This window comes from Microbacterium sp. cf046 (genome assembly GCF_900114345.1).
Classification (GTDB): Bacteria; Actinomycetota; Actinomycetes; order Actinomycetales; family Microbacteriaceae; genus Microbacterium.
Window position 1 is genome coordinate 817,921 of the sequence record NZ_FOZJ01000001.1, and the last position, 19,270, is coordinate 837,190.

20 protein-coding genes are annotated in these 19,270 nt (G+C 67.6%); 6 read left to right on the forward strand and 14 right to left on the reverse strand.

Going from position 1 to position 19,270, the window contains the following annotated elements; genetic code table 11:
• Positions 1 to 198: 198 nt before the first annotated feature.
• From BM349_RS03785 to BM349_RS03810, 6 genes are all read right to left on the reverse strand, one after another.
• The gene (locus BM349_RS03785) at positions 199 to 1,077 is read right to left on the reverse strand and encodes an ABC transporter permease (RefSeq protein ID WP_091703068.1); all 879 of its coding nucleotides are present in this window, start codon (positions 1,075 to 1,077) and stop codon (positions 199 to 201) included.
• A complete protein-coding gene (locus BM349_RS03790) occupies positions 1,074 to 2,009 on the reverse strand; it encodes an ABC transporter ATP-binding protein (RefSeq protein ID WP_091703071.1) in 936 nt (311 codons plus the stop codon). The genes BM349_RS03785 and BM349_RS03790 overlap by 4 nt, the downstream gene beginning before the upstream one ends.
• A complete protein-coding gene (locus BM349_RS03795) occupies positions 1,994 to 2,779 on the reverse strand; it encodes a DUF2306 domain-containing protein (protein WP_254773713.1) in 786 nt (261 codons plus the stop codon). The genes BM349_RS03790 and BM349_RS03795 overlap by 16 nt, the downstream gene beginning before the upstream one ends.
• Entirely contained in the window at positions 2,763 to 3,029 is a 267-nt protein-coding gene (locus BM349_RS03800) for a hypothetical protein (protein WP_091703080.1), read from the reverse strand. Before BM349_RS03800 ends, BM349_RS03795 begins: the two co-directional genes overlap by 17 nt.
• A 12-nt stretch (positions 3,030 to 3,041) precedes the next feature.
• Positions 3,042 to 3,719: a hypothetical protein gene (locus tag BM349_RS03805; RefSeq protein ID WP_091703084.1), complete on the reverse strand. Its 678-nt coding sequence runs from the start codon at positions 3,717 to 3,719 to the stop codon at positions 3,042 to 3,044.
• A gap of 114 nt (positions 3,720 to 3,833) precedes the next feature.
• Positions 3,834 to 6,500 (reverse strand): winged helix-turn-helix domain-containing protein, encoded by a 2,667-nt coding sequence (locus BM349_RS03810; RefSeq protein ID WP_091703088.1) that lies wholly within the window; start codon positions 6,498 to 6,500, stop codon positions 3,834 to 3,836.
• A 143-nt stretch (positions 6,501 to 6,643) separates the two neighbouring features.
• Here BM349_RS03810 and BM349_RS03815 point away from each other — a divergent pair, with 143 nt between their 5' ends.
• Positions 6,644 to 6,859: a hypothetical protein gene (locus BM349_RS03815; protein ID WP_091703091.1), complete on the forward strand. Its 216-nt coding sequence runs from the start codon at positions 6,644 to 6,646 to the stop codon at positions 6,857 to 6,859.
• A gap of 21 nt (positions 6,860 to 6,880) precedes the next feature.
• Here BM349_RS03815 and BM349_RS03820 read toward each other — a convergent pair whose 3' ends face one another.
• Together BM349_RS03820 and BM349_RS03825 are read right to left on the reverse strand one after the other, a co-directional pair.
• Positions 6,881 to 7,717 (reverse strand): alpha/beta fold hydrolase, encoded by an 837-nt coding sequence (locus BM349_RS03820; RefSeq protein ID WP_091703096.1) that lies wholly within the window; start codon positions 7,715 to 7,717, stop codon positions 6,881 to 6,883.
• Positions 7,718 to 7,780: 63 nt separating this feature from the next.
• Entirely contained in the window at positions 7,781 to 8,560 is a 780-nt protein-coding gene (locus BM349_RS03825; protein WP_091703101.1) for a class I SAM-dependent methyltransferase, read from the reverse strand.
• Between the two features lie 153 nt (positions 8,561 to 8,713).
• On the opposite strand from BM349_RS03825, the gene BM349_RS03830 reads away from it, so the two are divergent.
• Positions 8,714 to 9,316, forward strand: coding sequence for an N-acetyltransferase (locus BM349_RS03830; protein ID WP_091703105.1), 603 nt, complete (start codon positions 8,714 to 8,716; stop codon positions 9,314 to 9,316).
• 121 nt (positions 9,317 to 9,437) lie between these two features.
• Positions 9,438 to 10,061, forward strand: a complete 624-nt coding sequence (locus BM349_RS03835) for a DUF998 domain-containing protein (RefSeq protein ID WP_091703108.1) — start codon at positions 9,438 to 9,440, stop codon at positions 10,059 to 10,061.
• A 66-nt stretch (positions 10,062 to 10,127) separates the two neighbouring features.
• Here BM349_RS03835 and BM349_RS03840 read toward each other — a convergent pair whose 3' ends face one another.
• The 3 genes from BM349_RS03840 to BM349_RS03850 form a co-directional block, all read right to left on the reverse strand.
• Positions 10,128 to 11,270 carry a glycosyltransferase gene (locus BM349_RS03840; protein ID WP_091703111.1) on the reverse strand — a complete coding sequence of 381 codons (1,143 nt, stop codon included), beginning with the start codon at positions 11,268 to 11,270 and terminating at the stop codon, positions 10,128 to 10,130.
• A 3-nt stretch (positions 11,271 to 11,273) separates the two neighbouring features.
• Positions 11,274 to 11,894 carry a TetR/AcrR family transcriptional regulator gene (locus BM349_RS03845; RefSeq protein WP_091703114.1) on the reverse strand — a complete coding sequence of 207 codons (621 nt, stop codon included), beginning with the start codon at positions 11,892 to 11,894 and terminating at the stop codon, positions 11,274 to 11,276.
• Positions 11,895 to 11,996: 102 nt separating this feature from the next.
• Positions 11,997 to 12,560: a dihydrofolate reductase family protein gene (locus BM349_RS03850; RefSeq protein WP_091703118.1), complete on the reverse strand. Its 564-nt coding sequence runs from the start codon at positions 12,558 to 12,560 to the stop codon at positions 11,997 to 11,999.
• A gap of 145 nt (positions 12,561 to 12,705) precedes the next feature.
• Here BM349_RS03850 and BM349_RS03855 point away from each other — a divergent pair, with 145 nt between their 5' ends.
• Positions 12,706 to 14,328 (forward strand): hypothetical protein, encoded by a 1,623-nt coding sequence (locus BM349_RS03855; protein ID WP_091703122.1) that lies wholly within the window; start codon positions 12,706 to 12,708, stop codon positions 14,326 to 14,328.
• A gap of 25 nt (positions 14,329 to 14,353) precedes the next feature.
• Here the strand turns inward: BM349_RS03855 and BM349_RS03860 are convergent, their stop codons facing one another.
• Genes BM349_RS03860 through BM349_RS03870 form a run of 3 tightly spaced genes read right to left on the reverse strand, consistent with a single transcriptional unit; the run spans position 14,354 to position 17,660 of the window.
• Positions 14,354 to 15,487, reverse strand: coding sequence for a ComEC/Rec2 family competence protein (locus BM349_RS03860; RefSeq protein ID WP_091703126.1), 1,134 nt, complete (start codon positions 15,485 to 15,487; stop codon positions 14,354 to 14,356).
• Positions 15,484 to 16,527, reverse strand: a complete 1,044-nt coding sequence (locus BM349_RS03865) for a hypothetical protein (protein WP_091703131.1) — start codon at positions 16,525 to 16,527, stop codon at positions 15,484 to 15,486. The genes BM349_RS03860 and BM349_RS03865 overlap by 4 nt, the downstream gene beginning before the upstream one ends.
• Positions 16,524 to 17,660 carry a caspase family protein gene (locus BM349_RS03870; protein ID WP_091703134.1) on the reverse strand — a complete coding sequence of 379 codons (1,137 nt, stop codon included), beginning with the start codon at positions 17,658 to 17,660 and terminating at the stop codon, positions 16,524 to 16,526. Before BM349_RS03870 ends, BM349_RS03865 begins: the two co-directional genes overlap by 4 nt.
• A gap of 160 nt (positions 17,661 to 17,820) precedes the next feature.
• Between BM349_RS03870 and BM349_RS03875 the strand changes: the two genes are divergently transcribed.
• Positions 17,821 to 18,768, forward strand: a complete 948-nt coding sequence (locus BM349_RS03875) for an alpha/beta fold hydrolase (RefSeq protein WP_254773714.1) — start codon at positions 17,821 to 17,823, stop codon at positions 18,766 to 18,768.
• A 153-nt stretch (positions 18,769 to 18,921) separates the two neighbouring features.
• Entirely contained in the window at positions 18,922 to 19,224 is a 303-nt protein-coding gene (locus BM349_RS03880) for a hypothetical protein (protein ID WP_091703137.1), read from the forward strand.
• The last annotated feature ends 46 nt before the right edge of the window (positions 19,225 to 19,270 follow it).

Below are 19,270 nucleotides of genomic sequence, written 5' to 3' on the forward strand. Positions count from 1 at the left end.
CGACCCTTCAGCGGTCACCGCATCGCACGCTGCGCGACGCGCATCGGACCCGCTCACGACGAAGCCCCCGCGCGACTGGGTCGGCGGGGGCTCGCTTTGGTATCTCAATGATCGTGGGTGCTCATAATCTGTCCTTCCCTAGGGAACGACTCGAATCTAGTCAGCGAGTGCAGCATTCACAATGCCGCGCGATGTTCTTCATCGGATGCGGGCCCGGATTCGCAGTGCAGCCAATGCGGTGCACCCGATCGTGAGGCCGATCAGAATCGCGATGGCGGCCCCTGAGGGAACCAACCAGTCGCCGACGAACGCATCGATACCATACGCCTGGCGGAGCGCGTCTTCCGCCTGCTGAACTCCGCCGGTCATCGCGATGAGGCTCTCGCCGGCGAACTCCCGGCGCAGCAGCATCCCGGCTTGGCCGAAGGGCAATGCGTTGATGACGTTGGCCACCGAGTCCGGCAGCGAGCCGACCGGGATGTATGCCCCGGCGACGAAGCCGAGCACGGTGCCGACGATCGTCGCCAGCGCCGAGAACGCCCCTGCGGTGCGGACGCCCGACACGATCAGCGCCGACAGTGCGGTGAACGCCAGGCAGCAGAGCACGACGATGCCGGTGACCCGCAGAAGGACGTCGGGCGCGAGCCACATCCCGTCGACGACACCCAGGTAGACCACGCTCAGCACCAGCACGAACATCGACATCAGCAGCGCGACCGCGACGGCAGCGATCAGGTAGCCGAGCACGATCTGCCCTCTGCGGATCGGTGACACCAGGAAATCGCGGAAGCGTCCTGATTGCGCATCGTCGACGAGCACCGAAAGCGCACCCAGCCCGGTCGTGATGGTCGTGATCAGGATGATGCCGGCGAACATCCAGCTGTCGACGAAGGCCTTCACCTCGCGGGGCTCGGCGTCGGGAAATGTCGCCTCGAGCCCCTGCGTCTGCAGGTTGCCCAGGAACAGGGTGTACAGGCCGAACAGGATGATCGCGCCGAGCAGCGAGAAGAACACGTTGAGCCGGTCGCGGAAGAACAGGCGAAGATTCCGCACGACGATCGCGGCGACGACCTTCATGCCGCGGCTTCCGTGCCGGTCGCGGACTCTTCGCCGGACCGCCCTGTCAGAGCCAGGAAGACATCATCCATCCGGCCGTGGCGGAACTCGAAGTCGCGCACCAGGTCGCCGTGCTCGGCGAGGATCAGTCGGGCCGTGGCCGCGTCCGGCACGGGCACCAGGATGACGTCATCGTTCCGCTCCGGCTCGACCCCATACTTCGCTGCGAGTCGGAACAGGCCGGCGGGGTCGTCGCTGGTCACTGTGAGCACACTGCGGCTGTGGGCCGCGCGAAGCTCGGCCGGGGTTCCGTCGGCGATGATCCTCCCGCGGTCGATGATGCAGACACGGTCGGCTTCCTCCGTCTCCTCCATGTAGTGCGTGGTGAGGAAGACCGTGAGGCCAGACTGCCGGCGCAGTTCCTTGATCGTCTTCCACACGACTGATCGACTGGCCGGATCGAGCCCGGCGGTAGGTTCGTCCAGGAAGAGGATGCGGGGTTCGTGCAGCAGCGCGCGTGCGATGTCGACGCGACGGCGCTGACCGCCCGAGAGCTGGCCGTACCGTCGGCCGAGAAATTCGTCCAGTTCGATCAGCGCGGAGAGTTCGGTGATCCGGCGGCTCGTGTGGCTGCGGTCCAGGTGGGCGAACGAGGCTCGCAGCGCGAGGTTCTCACGCACTGTCAGCGTGGGGTCCAGCAGCGAGTCCTGGAACACGACGCCGACCGCTTCGCGCACCTCCTCGCCGTCGGAGACGACGTCGTGGCCGGCGACCTCGACGGTGCCCGCATCGAAGGCCAGGGTCGTCGTGAGACACCCGATGGTGGTCGACTTGCCCGCGCCGTTGGTGCCGAGGAACGCGAAGACCTGGCCGTCGTCGACGTCGAAGCTGATGTCATCGACGGCGGTCACGCCGCGGTACCGCTTGATCAGCCCGCTCACCGTGATCGCCATGCGCTCTCCTTCGTCCTCGTCAATCTAGAGGCTTGCACGTGGAGCAAGCGGCGGTGCGCCCGTCGACGGATCACGACTTCCGCGACGGCGAGGTTGATGATCCACCCCGCGCCCATCAGGGCGGTGCGAGAGACCTCGTGGGTCGAGCCGAAGATGATCGAGCCGGGGATGAGCACGATCGCCTGGGTGCCTGCGCCGATTCCGATCGCGTAGGCACGAGTCATCCATGCGCCGTGACCGACGAAGTCGCGTCGAACGATCGCGCGGATGCCGAGCACGATGCACGCGATCATCGCCGATCCGAACACGAGGCGCAGGACCAGCAGGACGACTCCGTCACCGGCGGGGTGGGCGTAGAAGACCGCCATCCACATTCCCGAGAACGCGGTGAGCAGGCCGGCCGGAATGAGGATGCGGCCGACCGTCCGGTGCCAGCGCGCTCCGCGGCGCCGCAGCGCCGGGGCGAACTGGAAGGCGCCGAGAAGGCTGAAGATCGTCACGCTGACGATGTGGACCACGACGGGGATCGGTGAGGCCACGAACCGGGCGTTCGCGGGGGTGGGGATGGGGTTCCCGGTCAGTTCGGCGAGCCGCAGCCCGCCGGCGAGGATCGGGATGAGCGACAGAACGATCAGGCCACTCGGCGCCAGCCATTGGGTCCAGGCTCCTTTCGCGGCGACCCGCGCGGCGACGACGCTCATTGCGCGGCCGCCCGGGAGCGGCGCTCCGGTCGGACTGGCCGGAGCAGTCCGGCTATTCGTTCGGTCCATGGTGGTCGTCCTTCGATCCGTGCGTGATGTTCAGGGAGATGAGGGTCACGCCGAGGTCGCCGACGCGTCGGAGGAGGCCGTGCAGCGCGGCTTGGTCGGCGACGGGGCCGGTGAGGGTGGTGGTTCCGTCGCTCAGGTTCGTCAGCTCGAAGCCTCCGAACCAGTCGCTCCATCGCTGATCCAGCTGCCCGTGCAGGCGGATCTCGTAACAGCTTGGGCCGGTGTCCCCGCGAGCTGGTGGGTGCGTCATCGCTCTGGCCGGTCAGTTCGCGGCGATCCGGTCGGAGCTCGCATCAACCGCCTGGGGGGTGCGGGTGCTGCTGCGGATCCACAGGGACCAGCCGAGCCAGATCAGCGCGAGACCCATCGGGACGGCAGCCATTCGCTCGAGGGCGTGAGGAAGGAGGGCGGCGAGCGGGGTGACGGCCGCGGCGACGATCAGGAGGATCGCCGCTCCGCGGGACAGCATGTGCGCCCGGATGATGGCGATGCCGAACAGGATGGCGCCGCCGACGTAGAGGATGGCGCCGACGAGAGGCAGCGCGGCGAGGGCACCGAGGTCGGTCTCAGCGGGATAGCGGCCGAAGAGTCCGACGAGGTCGACCGCGAGCTGCGGAGCGCTGATGGCGATGAGCGGTGCGATGAATGCCTCAGCGAAGTTGAACGATGCCTGCAGGATGAAGAAGAGGCCGAACATCATGTATCCGATCAGACCGAGGATGCCGGCCTTTCGGGCTTGGTAGAGGTAGAGGCCGGTGACCCCGATCAGGGCGAGCACGGCTTCGGCGAAGCTGATGACGTGGACCGTCACCCACGCCTGGGTCGAGAGGGACTCGATGACATCGGCCGGGTGGATGAACTGGATGACGATGTACGCGAGGCCCGCGAGTGCTGCGGCGACGGCGGCCGCGCGGGTGAGGGTGGTCGAGCTGATGCTCATGGCGATTCTCCGATGCTGAGGACGTCCGGGCGGGTCGCGGGGACGTCCTGAAGCTACGAAGGGACGTGGTGACCGGGCATCCCCACATGGGCAGTTCGGGTGGTGATCTTTCGACTAGATGAGCCCGAGTGCCTCAGCCCGTCGCACGGCGGCTGCGCGATCGTTGACGGAGAGCTTGACGAAGATGTGCTTGGTGTGAGTCCGCAAGGTGTTCACGGAGACGTGCAGCTCACGGGCGATTTCCGGTCCGGTCAGCTGCGTCCCGAGCAGTCGAACGACGCTCAGCTCGCGATCGCTGAGCGGATCCGGGAGCGGCACGACGGGGGCGATCTCGCCGGCGTTCCGTAATGATCGGCTGAGCGTCCGAACGAAGTCCGGTCGGGTGCCCGCGCCCGCGGCCGCTCTCAGGAGGTGCAGCACGGGCGCGCCCTCATCGAGGAAGAGCCGGAGCTGGCCGTCCGGTTCGGCGAGCGCAAGAGCTCTCTCGAACGACGCCAGCGCGGGAGTGGCATCGCCGCGCGCGTGCAGCGCGAGTGCGTGCAGCATCCGGATCTCAACGAGGCTGCCGAGGCGCCCACCGGATTCGGCGGCGAGGGCGAGGCGCGACAACAGCGACTCCGCCTCGTCGACGGAGTCGTCCCGGCCCTCGGCTAGGAGCAGTCGGGCAAGAGTGATGTGTCCGAATTCGCTCAGGTAGGCAAGCTCGTCGGAGCTGCTGAAGCCATGTTCGGTGATCCAATTCCGAGCGTCGGCGAATCGTCCCTGAGTGATCCAGACCCTCGCCCGCACGCCGCCGATGGGGCGCACGTCGGGAAAGAATCCCCGTCGATACTGCGTGTCAGCCGTGGCCAGGAAGTCCAGCCCGGCATCCGGCTCCCCCTGGGATTGCGCGAGCGCGGCCATGCCGAGCGCCCAGCGGTAGCGGTGCTCGTGCGAGAACCAGCCGGAACCCACCGCCTCGGCCGTGGAGAGCTGTTCCGCGGTCGCGTGCAACTCGTTGCGCTGCCGGAGCACCTCACTGAACCCTGCGTGCAGGTCGGCGGCCGGCGGGTTGCCGTTCGCCTCGCGCAACGCGAGCTCGTAGCCCGCCTGCGCTTCGGCGAGCCGGCCGAGCGCGAGCAGCATGTCGCCCACCACCATCGTGGTGCTGAGCGCATCCAGGAGGTTGCCCGCCTGGCGCAGATTGGCGGCCGACTCGCGGAATGCTGCCGCTCCCGCTTCGAGATCACCGCGGGCCCACGCGGCCAGGCCGAGCATGCCGGCGGCCGCGCCCCGGCCGAGGTAGTCATCGGATGCGGCGACATCCAGTGCGCGCTGCGCATGGGCTCTGACCGCCGTCGTGTCGCCGACGGCCATCGCCACCGCGCCCCGATACAGAGCGATCGTCACGGGGAGCGAGTTCAATTCCTCTCCCGGTTCGGACTCGTGCCCGCCACCCGCCTGCGCGGACAAGAGCTGCGCTTCTGCCGCTGCGAGCTGCGGTTCGACCGCGGCGATATCACCCGCGACGAGAGACGCCCACGCCGCGAAGACACGCAGCACGGGCCGGGCATCGATCGCCGATTGCGGCAGCTGGGCGAGCCATCCGAGCAGAGTGGCGTCCTGTCGACTCTTGCGCACGCTCGGGATCGCCGACTCGATGAGTCTCGCTGCTCGCGAGAAGTCGGAACCGGCCAGGGCGTGGCGCACGGCCTCCTCCGGGGAGCCGTGGCGTTCGAACCAGTCACTGGCACGGCTCTGCAGCGCGTTCACATGCGCGACGCCGTGGGCCGAGAGGCGGACCTTCAGGACGTCGGCGAAGAGGTGATGGTAGCGGAACCACTGTCGCTGGTCATCGAGCGGAACGACGAACAGGTTGGCGCGTTCGAGGGTGGCAAGCATCTCGATGCCGTCCGCGTCGCCTGTGACGGCGTCGCAGAGCGGTCCTGACAGCCGTTCCAGGATCGCGGTCTGGTAGAGGAATTCGCGGACATGCGCCGGGGCACGGTCCAGAACCTCCTCGATCAGGTAGTCGATGACGAATCGATTGCTTCCGGTGAAGGCGGCGACGAACTCGGACGCGTCGGGCCGCTCGCGGAGGGACAGGGCAGCCAGTTGGAGTCCGGCGATCCAACCCTCCGTCCGCGCCTCCAACGCGGCGACGTCGGCCGTGGAGAGGGCAAGTCCCGTCGCATCGGTGAGGAACCGTGCGGCTTCGTCCGGTGCGAATCGCAGATCGGCCGCTCGCAGTTCGGTGAGCTCGTTGCGAGCTCGCAGACGAGCGATCGGCAGGAGCGGATCGGATCGACTGGCGATCGCGAGGTGCAGATTCGGCGGCGCGTGGTCGAGCAGGAAGATGACCGCATCGCGCACTGACGCGTCCTCGATCAGCTGGAAGTCATCGAGGACGAGGAGGGTCCGACCCGTATTGCGTGCAGCGTCGTTCACCAGTGTGGTCAGCGTCGATTCGGCCGTCCGGGCGAGGTCGCCGGGCGGTGGACCGGTCAGGCCGGCCGCTTCGGTGAGCGCTGCGACCACGTAGGAGAGGAATCGCACTGGGTCGTTGTCGCCCTCGTCAAGAGAGACCCAGCCGACCCCGAGTTCGGGGTCGGCCCGCCTGCGCTCGGCGACCCACTCGCTGAGCACCGTGGTCTTTCCGAACCCGGCGGGCGCCGAGATGAGCGTGAATCTGTGCCCGCGGGCGAGCCCGTCGTCCAGACGCGCGACGAGGCGGCGGCGGGACACGGCGTGGGAGCGCGGCGGCGGGACGAAGAGCTTGGTCGCCAGTACCGGCATCGCCATGTGCTCATCCTAGGGATGCGCGCATGAACCCCGACCCGCGGTCGGCACCCACAGGAGCGTCCCGATCGGCAGCCCGCAAACGCGTTGATACCGCCTTGAGGTCCGCGCGCACCCGACGACCTGAGGTCGATAGAGTGCGTCCCATGGCAACGGAAGTGACGCTCTACATCGGCCCGGAGACGGCGTACCGGAAGTTCCGGTTCACAGAGGCGAGCGCATGGGACGCCGTTCGATCCCAGATCCTCACGGCGATGGACGCGGGCAAGGGCACGATCGAGATCGCGTGGAAGGGCGACACGATCGTCTACGTCTACAGCCCGTACCTCATGGTGACCTGGGTCGACAAAACAGTGGAGTAGTCCCGTGGCGCAAGGCTTCGACTACGCGCCGGGCGCGTCAAGGAAGCCGATCACGACGCCGCGGACCAAGTCCGTCCGGGCCAGCCCGAAGAAGTGCGTCGTCCCCGGGAAGACCGCGAGCTGAGATGCCGGGACGCCATCGAAGTCGCCGTTGACGTCGCCTCCGCGAAGGCGCAGGAACTGCACGGCGTGCTCGAGGGAGACCATGTCGGCGTCGCCCAGGGTGATGAGCGTGGGCGCCTCGATGCTGCGGATCTCGGCATCCGTGCGATCGGGAAACCCGCCGTCGTACGTGGCGCCAAGCTTGTCGAGCAGACCTTGGAGATGCAGCAGATCGGGGTGCGGCGACTTCGCGAGGTAGGCGGCTTCCATGGGTGTGCCGGCGATCATGTCCACAGTCATGGCGCCGACCGCATCCGCGTTCTCGGCGCCCCGCATTCCCGATGCGGCATACGACGTGGACGATACGATGACCTTGCGAACGCGTTGTGGGTGGTCGATCGCGAGGTCGAGCGCGACAGCACCCCCGACGCTGAACCCGAAGATGTCGGCACGCTGCACGCCGAGGTGGTCGAGCACGGCCAGCACATCGCCGGCGAACCCCGCCGCGGAGAACGGGCGGTCGATGTCGTTCGTGCGCCCGTGCCCCTGGAAATCGAGTGCGATCACGCGACGCCCGGCCGCGAAGTCGGGGATGAGCGGACCGAACTGCTGGTCGATGTCGAACAGGCCGCCGTGCAGCAGCACCAGCGGCGTGCTCTCGGATGCACCGCCGTGCACCTCGTAGTACATGCGAAGCTCGCCGAGTTCGACGTAGCCGGTCTCGACTGCCGGAGCGGGGGAAATCTGATCCGTCATCCGTCTACCGTCGCAGAGACGAGGCGGCGCCTCAACCTCCGGTCACCTCTCACCCGTTCGCGGTCACGCTGCTTTGCGAAGGGTCCAGACGTGCTCGCTGGGGAAGTCCCTCGCCCAGTCGGCGGAGATGCCTGCATGAGAACCTGTGGCATCGGCTGGAGCATGGATCTCGGCCAGGTCGAGGATCTCGAAGCCGGTTTCGCGGAAGAGCCGGATCCACTCCGAGAACGTCAGGCTGAATTCGATGCCGCCGGGATCGTCGACGGCGTCCCGCCAGTCGAGGCGATGGATGCCGAAGTACGGCCGCTCAAGTCGGCGGGCGATCGGGAACGATCCGTCGACCGGCGAGCACATTGCCACGAGGATGTGATTCCCCAGGAACACCAGCGTCCCTCCCGGCCGGAGCAGGCGGTGCGCCTCGGGAATCCATGCGTACGGGTCGGCCCAGATGGCGGCCCCGTACTCGCTGATCGCGAAGTCGAAGGACCCATCGGGCTGGGGGACCTTCTCCGCGTTGCCGTGGATGAGCTCGAGGGCCACACCATGCTGCTCCGAAAGTCGCTGTGCGGTGCGCAGCTGCTCCGCGGAGTTGTCGATCCCGGTGACCGTGGCGCCTCTTCGTGCCATCCAGGCCGCCACGTATGCCGTGCCGCATCCGAGTTCGATCGCACGCATTCCGGTCATGTCGTCCGGGAGCAGGTGGAGCTCGCTTTCGGGGACGCTCCAGATGCCCCAGGAGGGCTCCGCCTGACTCCAGGCGCGCTCGCCGGACTCGACCCATTCGTGGGCCATGCCGTCCCAGTACTCGCGATTCACGGCTGCATGCTCGGGAAGTTCGGCCATGGCGGGACACTACCGCGCGGTTTGCGCCGCGTCTCGTTCGCTTCGGAACTGCGCCTGATCAGTCGGAGCGACCGGTACGGACGATGCCCGCGCCGACCTTGTCGAGCGTCGGAGGCTGTCGGCAGACTGGCAGTACCGACGCGAGGAGCTGCCATGGCCGATGAGGACGTTGCGACTGGGTACAGCATCAAGCCGCTCACTCCCGAGACCTTCCCCGCATGGCTGGCGCTCGCGCAGAAGCACAACGGGGTCTGGGGTGGGTGCTACTGCTCGTATTTCCACGGCGACACGGAAGAGACCGTCAAGGACGAGTATGACCGTGCGACGTTCAAGCAGCGACTCGTGGCGGAGGGGATCGCGCATGCCGCGCTCGTGTTCGACGGCGACGACGCGATCGCATGGTGCGAGTACGGCAGTCCGCTCGAGCTGCCGAACATCTACCACCGCAAGCAGTACGACGCGGGCGAGGCGAATCCGGCGCCCTGGCGCATCACCTGCTTCTTCGTCGACCGCGACCACCGTCGGTCGGGAGTGGCACGGGAGGCGCTGGACGGCGCGCTCGAGCTGATCGCCCAGGCCGGCGGCGGTGAGGTGGTCTCGTTTCCGAACGAACTCACACCGGGCAAGCGCACCTCGTCCTCGTTCCTGCACAACGGCACGAGGGCCATGTTCGAGAAGGCGGGATTCACGTTCGAGCGGCACATTGGCAAGAGCAAGACGGTGATGCGCAAGACGGTGCCGCCGGCCGACGGCTGACGACCTGTTCGCCTGACATGGCCGGCACCCTCGGGTCTGCCGAACCGAGGAGGCGCCGTTCGTTGAACTAATCGGTTCAGTATGAAACACTGAACTTATTGGTTCAACGTTCGGAGGTCTCGTGTCCCACTCATCCCGTGCGCTGCTGATCGGCGCCATGGCTGCCACGCCGCTCTTCGTCGTGCTCTGGGCCGTCCACGCGTTCACTCGTGATGGCTTCCGCCCCACGTACCATCCGATGAGTCTCCTGAGCCTCGGCGACTCCGGCTGGGTGCAGATCGCCGACTTCGTGCTCACCGGGATGCTGGTCATCGGCGGCGGGATCGGGTTGGGGCGCACGCTCGAAGCCGGACGACTCACCCGGTGGGCGACCACTCTGATCGTGCTGATGGGAGTCGGACTGGTGGTCGCCGGGGTGTTCGTGACCGATGCCGGCGCCGGCTTTCCTGCGGGCGCGCCGGCGGGCGCGCCGGAGATGAGCTGGCACGGCGCGGTGCACGAGGTCGGATTCATCCTCACTCAGGTGGCGTTCATCGCAGGCGGAATCGTCCTCGCGGTGCGGTTCGGGCGCACCGCGCAGCGTGGGTGGATGGCGGGATGCATCGCAGCTGTCGTCGGGGCGGTGCTCGTGGCCGCGCTCGGAGCCCCCGACACGCTCGCGATCCGGCTCGTCATCAGCTCGAGCATCGAGCTCGGGCTGATCTCGGCGCTCGCCGCCGGCGTGCTCCTGGGTCGGGTTCACTGACAGGCGGGACGGGGCAGCTCGCCGCCGCTCCCCGCCGCCTGACGATCTGAGCCGGGGCCGGGGGCCCTAGTGGTTCGCCTGCTGAGGCTGCTCCGCACGCCCGGTGCTTCCGAGCTCGAGCAGGCGGTCGGCGGCGGCTCTGGCTGCACGGGTTTCGCGGAGCCTGTTCCCGATCGCCCGGGCGGACTGCGCAATCGCCGTGTCCGCGAGCAGTCGCTCGACGGCGGACGTGATCTCATCGCTGGTCGCGGTGCGCTTGAGCATCAGGCCGACGCCGGCATCGACCACGGATGCGCCGACCATGGGCTGGTCCATCAGCGGGTGCATCGGCAGGATGAGCAGCGGCTTGCCGTGGGCGAGAGCCGTGAAGGTGGTGGCGTGCCCACCATGGCCGACGACGAGCGATGCCGTCGGCATGATCTCGTCGTGACGAGCGAAGTCTCGGACCTCGACGTTCGCCGGCACCGTCAGCACACGGTCGGGCGCAACGCCGCCCAGGGTCACGAGCCCACGCACCGGGAGACCTCCGAGCGCGGTGATGATGCGCTGGTAGGTGTCGGTCTGCCCCGGCATCCAGGTCGAGCTGAGGCTGACGAGCACGAGCGGCGTCCCGGAGGGAGGCGCGGATGCCGTCCCCGAAGTCGTGGCCCCGACCCAGATCGGACGCCGCGAGAGATCGAGGTCGCGGGCGGCGGGGTCGAAGTCGGACTCACTGGTCACGAGCTGCGCATCAGCGGACTCCCACGTCCTGCGCATGTTCACACCTCGCGCGCGCGCCAGCCAGCCGACCGGACCGGCGTGGAGGTTGCTCACCCAGTACTTGTAGTACGTGTGAAAGAGCACAGCCGAGGGCACGCCGGCGTCCTGGGCGGCGAGCACGGCGATCGGCATCAGCGCATCGATGAGCACCGCGCGCGGAGCAACCAGTGCCAGTTTCTCGGCGACCTCCTGGCGTAAGTCACGGCCCGCGGCGAGACGTGCGGCGTGCCGGACTGTCTCCAGCACCGAGGACTTCGTGCGACGGTCCCCCCAGAACTCGAGGCTCGCCACCGGGGTGAACTCGAAGCCCGCGGTTTCGAACCGCACCCGCTGGTCCTCCTGGCCGAGCACATGCACGCGATGACCGTCTGCGATCAGCTCGCGGCCGATCGATATCGCCGGGGGAACATTGCCGCCCGCGGCGACGGTGACGATTGCGATGGTGGACATTGTTCACTCCTCACTGGGTGCATACAAAGAGAGGACGGATGCTGCGAGCCGCCGCATCCGCTCGGCTGTGTCATCGCGGCTGAGGCCGCGATCTCGACGCAGCAGCTTCCACGCGTACACGTCCGTCGCGACGACGAGCAGATCCAGCGCCTCGTCCTGCTCCGCCTCGGTCAAGGGCGAGAGTGCATGCGCGAATGCGCGACGGACCCAGTCTCGATGCAGCGACTTGCCGTCGGCCGTGATCGTCGCCGCGGTCTGGTCCCAGCTCTCCTGTCCGAGCAGGAGAAGCACACCATCTCCTCGTGCCTCGTAGTGGGCGACGAGGGCATCGAGAGATCCATCCACGTCGTGTGGATCGGCCGATCTCTCCGCGAGAACCTCCGCCCGCGCGGTGCCGGCCGCCTCATCGATCAGTCGCTCACGACTCCCGAACTGCCGCAGCACGGTCTGCACCGCGACGCCTGCTCGATCCGCGATCAGCGGGAGGGTGATCGCGGCGACGGGCTTCTCGTTCGCGAGCTCGATCACCGCGGTGATCACACGCGCCCTGGTGCGGGAGGCACCTTCGGCGCGAGCCCGCATCCGGTACGGCCGCGGTGAGCTGACTTCCGTCGGCGGTGCCATCTCGCCTCGAATCGATCGGTGATGATTTGGTGTTAGTGCATACTGACATGAATATAAATTGGTGTCAATGAGTCATCACGCGAAACCGATGTCGCTCTTCGCTCAGCGCCTCACCTCGTACCTGGTCAGAACCACCCCGCCGGGAAAGGTCCGCGTCTCCACGAGGTTCAGCTGCACCCAGCTGTTCACAGGAGCGAAGAACGGGTCACCGGCGCCGAGCAGCACCGGATGCGTCACGATCGTGTATTCGTCGATCAGCCCCGCCCGCATGGCCGCTCCGGCGAGCGTTGCTCCGCCGACCCTCATCGGGTCACCGTCCTCGGTCTTGAGTCGCGTGATCTCCGCGACCGCGTCGCCGGTGAACAGGCGGGCGTTCCAGTCGACCTCCTGCACCGTCGAGGAGAAGACGACCTTCGGCGTGTCGCGCCAGTTCCGCGCGAAGTCGATCTGCGCCGGGGTGGCATCAGGCTGCTGGTCACCGGTCGGCCAATGGGAGCTCATCGTTTCCCACAATCGGCGCCCGTACAGCAGCAGGCCGATCGCTCGCTCCTCATCGAGCCACCACTGGAACAGCTCGTCGCTCGGCGCGCTCCACCCGAGGTCGTCGCCCGGCGCGGCGACGAAGCCATCCAGTGAGAGATTCATGCCGTAGACCAGTTTTCGCATCGTCCTGCGCCTCTCGTCAGCCGGTGCCCGGAATCCTAGTCCGGTGCACGGCGGGCCCGGCCGCATCGGCAGCGGGCAGGCGGCCTGGCGCCCAGCCAGACCGAACTGCCATGCTGAACGCGTCACCGGCGATTGGGGAAAGACGATGACCGAGCCTGAGATCCGCACCGCCGTCGTGATGGTGCATGGCATGGGGGAGCAGGTTCCGCTCGAGACCGTGAACCAGTTCGTCAAGACGGCGCTGCCGCGCACCGGTGAGCCGCCGACGCGGCAGTACTTCTCGCGGCCGGACGTGGTCTCGGGGTCGTACGAGGCGCGCAAGCTGGCCGCATATGCACAGCCCGTCGTCCCGACCGCCGAACACCCGCGAGTGCACGACCGGTTCGACTTCTACGAGTACCACTGGTCCTACAAGATGACCGGCAATCGGCTGGGGGACTTCCTGCCGACGCTGTGGCGACTGCTGTGGCGCCGGCCGAGCACGCGGCCGAAGGGGCTGCGCGTGATCTGGCTGATCGCGTGGGGCATCATCCTCATCCTCTTCGCGCTGTTCGTGTGGTTCCTGCTCGCGCGCACCGCCGGCCAGGAGGTCAACGCCGCAGGTGTCATCGGGTTCATCCTCGGCGTCGTGATCGGCCTGCCCGCGGCGGCGTTCCTGGCGAGCGTGGTGATGTGGGTGCTCAAGCTGCTGGGCAACACCGTCACGACCTACTTCGTCGACGTCGTGCGCTACCTCGACAACTCGCCGCGCTCGTACGCGGTCAGGCGCGACATCCGCGACGGGATGGTGTCGCTTTTGCGCGGCATCCATGAATCCGGGAAGTACCAGCGCGTCGTTGTGGTGGCTCACAGCCTCGGCGGCTACATCGCCTATGACGGACTGACCTCGCTGTGGGCGGAGTACCACACTGCGCACAGCGGACCGATCCAGGACGACGACGAGCCCGCTCCCAAGCTGGGCGGACGCGAAGAGGTGCAGAAGGCAGGCAGAGCACTGCGCGATGCGGCCGCGAAGTACAACTGGGCCGAGAAGCCACCGGAGCTGGTCGAAACGGTGCCGGCAGACGTGCGGGTGCTCATCGACGCATACCGCGACACGCAGTTCGCGTTCTGGCAGGGACTGCGGGCGCAGGGCAGTCCGTGGCTCATCACGGATTTCATCACCCTCGGCACGCCGATGTACTTCGCCGACCTGCTCTACACGCGCAAGCGCTCGCAATTCCTCGAACTGGTGCACCGGGCCGAACTGCCGGTGTGCCCGCCGATCCCCCGCAGCCAGATGGTCGAGAAGACGGCTGTCCCGCAGCGCGAGGCGTACTGCTCCAAGGAGCTCGGCCGCTGGGTGCCGTACCACGCCGCCCCGTTCGCGGCCGTGCGCTGGACGAACCTGTACTTCCCGGCAGAGAAGGGCTTCTGGGGCGACTGGTTCGGCGGACCGCTGCGCGGGCTGTTCGGGCCGGGCGTGCTCGACATCCCCGTCATGGGAAACGTCGGCGGCCACGCGCCCGCGCATGGCCCGAAGGACGGCTACTCGCACGGGATGAAGCGCCGCAGCACACCGGGTGCGGCGCACGGGTTCTACTTCAGCTTCGCCGAGGAGGACTCCGGCCCAGGACCCGACGGACAGCCGATCGACATCGCCCCGCTGTTGAGGCGCTACATCGGGCTCACGATGGAGGACGAATTGCGGCGGATGCTGCCCCTTCCGACCGCGCTGGGTGCGACGTACCCCGTCCCCCGCGAGGACGCGCCCACCGGCACACCGTGAGGCGCACCGTGGTCACCGTCGACGGCTATCGGCGAGGCAGCGGCCAGGTGATCCCGCTCTCCTTCTGGCCGTACTGGTCCACGACATTCGTGCCGTAGCGGGCGTCGTACTCGAAATCGGTCCTCCACGCGGGGGTCGCCCACCACGCGTTGAAGGCGCTTCGCTCGTTGAAGATGAGGGTCGGCTTGCGCGTGCCCCATTCCAGCAGCCGTGCGATGGCGGGCGGATCGGGATGCATGTGGTCGGTGCCGTCGGTCGTGAACACCCACTCCTTGCAGTTGACGGCCTCGACCAGTTCACGCGTCACGTTGTACTGGCTCCCGTGGTGCGGCATCTTGACCAGGTCGAGATCGACACGACCGCCGGCGCCGGTCAGCTCCGGCCGCTTGACGGCGAGTTGCTTGAGTGCGAGGACGAAGTCCGCCGAGATGGCGTCCCCGGTCAGCAGTACGCGCTTGCCGTCGTACTCGAGCAGGAGGCAGATGCTCGTGCGATTCGCCTTGCTGTCGTCTTCATCCAGGTTCGAGTTCGCCAGATCGACGAGCTGCTCTCGGGTGTCCAGCGTCGGGGCATCCGACACTCCCATCGGCACCAGGCCGCCGGCCTTCGTGCGGCGCTTCTTCTCCTCCGCGTCGTGGATGACCTGGGTCCAGGCCGCTTGCAGCTCCGTCAATCGCAGCGCGTCCGGAGCGAGGACGGTGAGCCGCATCCCTCCAGCGAGCTCGACGGCAGGAAACGATCGGGGTCCCCGGCGTGCCGGTCCTCGATCGAAGGCCTCATTCCATGGCTTGTCCGCAAGCCAGGTCCCGAGCTCCTCACCCTGCGCCGGGCCCATCGCCTTCAAGCGCGTGGTCTTGCGCCCATGGATGTGGTCCCAGCCGTTGAACCAGAAGTCCTTGAAGACGACGGGGGGCAGGGTGCTCTTCGCCCTGACCATGCCGGTCAGGACGCCGCCGATATGGTCGCTGTCGATGTGGGTCACCACGATCAATTCGAACGTGCGTCCTGCCTCGTCGAGTTCCGAGAGGCGTTTGCGGATCTTCTTGCCGATCTCGGGTGTGCCCATGTCGATGAGCATCTGGTGCTGCGCACCCCAGCGGATCCAGATCGCGTCTCCTTGACGCGCCGGCAGGAACTGGATGGCGAGGTCGTCGCTCATGGCACCCGCGTGACGAGGTTCACCGAGCTCCAGTTCGTGTACGCGATCAGGGGTCCGAGGGCACCTGCTGCGGTCGATCGCGCATCCTGTTCGACATCGTCGGGCCAGCGATTCAGGAGGTCCAGCGCCAGGGCGAGCCCGTCGGCGAACATGGGCCGCTCGCGACTCGCTTCCAGCAGAAGCTTCAGGCCACGTGCACGATCGGCGGGATCCGGATCGTCGCGGAGCAGCGCGGCCAACAGGATCCGACCGTCGACCAGCCAGGGGAACCCGTTCGCGAGGTTCTCGACCCACTCTGCGCGCTCGCTGAGCATTCCGAGCCGGTGAAGTGTCAGACCGCCGAGGGCGGCGGCGGTCGGGTCGGACATCTTGCTGTGGAGCATCGAAACCGCGTCGTCGAGGACGGCGGTGTCGGAGGAGATCGTGTTTCGCTCCAACTGCCCGCTGATCAGACCCATCGTCGCCCGGCTGGGGGGATATCGCAGCACGACCGGTACGACCGACTCGACCGGTGCCGGGTCGATGGTCTCGAGGGCGCACGTCGCGTTCTCATCGAACCCCTCCGGATTCAGCGGGAGCGACACCTCCCACCGCGCCGAGCCGCGAGACAGCAGCACCGAAGGAACCGCGCTGTAGGGCGGGGTCGGACTGAAGATCCATCCACTCACCGTCTGTGCGGACGTCCAGCCTTCACCGCCGTCCAGCGAGACCTCTCGAGCGGGCGGAGCGGCGTCCTCGGCGCGATCATCAGCCGACGACGTACGCCGGCGCTTTCGCTTCTGCGGGCTCGCGGGCTCGTCGAGGGCCAACTGGGTCGTCTTGCCCGCCTCTACGCGCACCAGCTGGCTGAGCGCCTCGCCGGACTGCGCAGTGGCCTCCACCGAGTAGAGCCCCTCGGGGAGGGCGAACTCGGCGCCGGCGGGTCCGCTGTGCACTTCCGCGAGCTCGTCGTTTCTGATGGTGATCTTCGCGTAGCCGGACATCGTCGATGCAGTTCCGCCCGAGACGACCAGACCACCTTCTTTCCGTGGCTTCGTCATGGGGCAACCTCGATTGTGAAGTCGAACTTCGGCGGTCTCACGTCCACGTCTCGAACGACCTTGGGATTGGACCTCACCGTGATCCGGTAGAGCCCAGCGGGAACCTTCCGCTTGTCCGGCCACTCGGTGACCTTCGCGATCACCTTCGCCTCCTTGTCGATCGTGCCTCTGGGCAGCGGGTTGAGGCCCTTCGGCGAGAGTTTGAGCGTGAGATCGACCTTCGGGGCCTCCCGGAGGCGAAGCAGGACGGTCTGGAACACCCGCCCCATCACGTCGATGCTCTGGTCCACATTCGACTGCCCGGCCAGAGCGCCGACCCTCGCGCTGAGCCATGCCTTGAGTTCGTCGAGCTTTATCTGCCAATCGGTTGAGCCGTTCGCCTCCGGACCTGTGCCGGCAGCACCGCGCAGGCCTTCCAGGAGCGCCTTGGTGAACAGCGTTCCGGTGCGAGTGGCGAAGGCGCTTTCTCCCGTGGTCGCCGACAGGATGAGGGTCGAGGACATGACCGGCGGTCCCCCGCCATCCGGGCTGATCGCGCCGGGCAGGTGAGTCCATTTGGCCAGGACGTCGGCCTGCTGGCGGCACGCGTCAGCGAACCAGATCTGACGCTCCGGCTTGCCCTCCGCGTTCATCGCCGAATGGAACGACGTCACATCGAGTGCGGCGCTGACGCGATTGAGGTGGGACGGATCCCCGAAGTCGCTCAGCAGCAGCAGCGCCGAGCGCGTCGTCAGCTCCAATCCATGGCCGACGACGTAGACGAACGCCATGCCCTTCGGGTCCTTCTTGCAATCCTCTTCGAAGGCCCGGACTTCCTCGATGACGGCATCCCGCTCAGCTCTCGAGGTCACTCCGTCCAGGAGCGGCTTGATCCGGCCGTTGATCCGCTCGCCGTCGGCCGGTGACAGAAGGACGCGCAGACTCGCCAGCGGGGCATCGGGGTTGTAGTACTCGTCGAGCAGCCATGCCGCGACATCGGACGCTGCGCGGGCCGCCGTCGTCAACTGCGGCAGCGCGAAACCCTCGGTGACGAGCCACGAAGCGGGATCGTTGAGGAACGGATAGTCGCTCACGCCGATGACGAGCGCGTGTGTCCCCGTCTTCGGGCGTGGACCGGCCAGGATGTTCGGCAAGCGACGGCCTCCCTCCTCGACCAGGGGTGGGGATGCCGCTGACTCTAGCCACTCTGCGACCGTTTGGGCAGGCCACAACCGCGCCGAAGCGGGAGCTCACGCCGCCTCAGCGCCGCCGGACCCGACGATCCGCCCTCGTGCGATCGCATACGATGCGACCGTGCATCCTCCGATTGAACCGTTCGAGCACGGGTTCCTCGATCGACCCGACGGTGCCCGTCTGTACTGGGAGCTGGCCGGCGTGCGAGATGGACGCGCTGCCCTCTATCTTCATGGCGGTCCCGGCAGCGGCCTGGGGCCGGGCGGCTACCGGCGAAGATTCGATCCTTCCAAGCACTTGATCGTCGGGTTCGATCAGCGCGGCTGTGGCCGCAGCACGCCTTGGGCGATCGACGACCGCGATGCTCTCGAGACCAACACCACGCAGGCGATGATCGGCGACATCGAGGCTTTGCGGACGCACCTCGGGATCCATGCCTGGTTGGTGCACGGCGTCTCGTGGGGCTCCACGCTCGCGCTCGCCTACGCACTGGAGCATCCCGATCGAGTGACCGAGCTCGTGGTCACCGCCGTGACCTCCGGATCTCGGGAGGAGATCGATTGGATCACGGAAGGCATCGGCGCCGTCTTCCCCGAAGCCTGGGAACGGCTGGCGGCATCGACGGCTCCCGGCGAGCGTGTGATCGACGCGTACGCTCGTCTGCTGCGGGACCCGAGCCCGGGCGTGCGTGCTGCCGCCGCTGCTCGGTGGGAGGAATGGGAAGGGACGCACGTCTCCCTCGACCCCAGCTTCGTCGCCGGACCGATGTTCGAGACCGATCGCGAGCGAGAGAACTTCGCGACCCTGGTCACGCACTACTGGTCCAACGACTGCTTCCTCGTCGGCCACGCTCGCATCCGCGATCGCATCGGCGAACTGGCGGGGACTCCCGGCGTGCTCATCCATGGCCGCCGCGACATCAGCGGTCCGGCGATCACTCCCTGGCTGCTCCATCGCGCGTGGCCCGGCAGCATCCTCCGCATCGTCGAGACGGAAGGCCATGGCGGGGACCGCGAGATGGAACTGACCGCGGAGGCGATCGACGAATTCGCCGCGGCTCGGTCGTAGCCCGCTGGCGCGATCCGCTCGCGCGGCCGGCCACCTCGGCTCCGGGTACGTCCAGAAGCCGTCCGCTGCGGGCACTTCTGTGCGCGCGGGAACGATGGGGGAGCAGAATGAGCCCGACGGCAGGGCTCGGTCGAGGGCATTCGGGAGGTCGGTGTGGCTGATATCACTGGGAAGTGGGCCATCGATGTTGCGACCCTCGCGGGTTCCCGGCGCTACGACCTCACCCTGACCGCTGCGGGAACCACGCTGACAGGCACCGCCGTCGGTGCGACCGGACCGGTACCGATCCGAGACGGGACCGTGGCGGGCGACGCAGTGCAGTTCAGGCTCGACTTCGTCGCACCCGTGGCGATGTCCGTCGTGTTCGACCTGCGCGTGATCGGCAACCGGATGAGCGGGACGGCGCAGTCCGGGCCCTTCCCCGCATCCACAGTGCTCGGCACCCGTGCCGCCTGACCCGCGCCGCCGATGAGCTGTGGAGGGCGAATCGCGATGCCGAGTA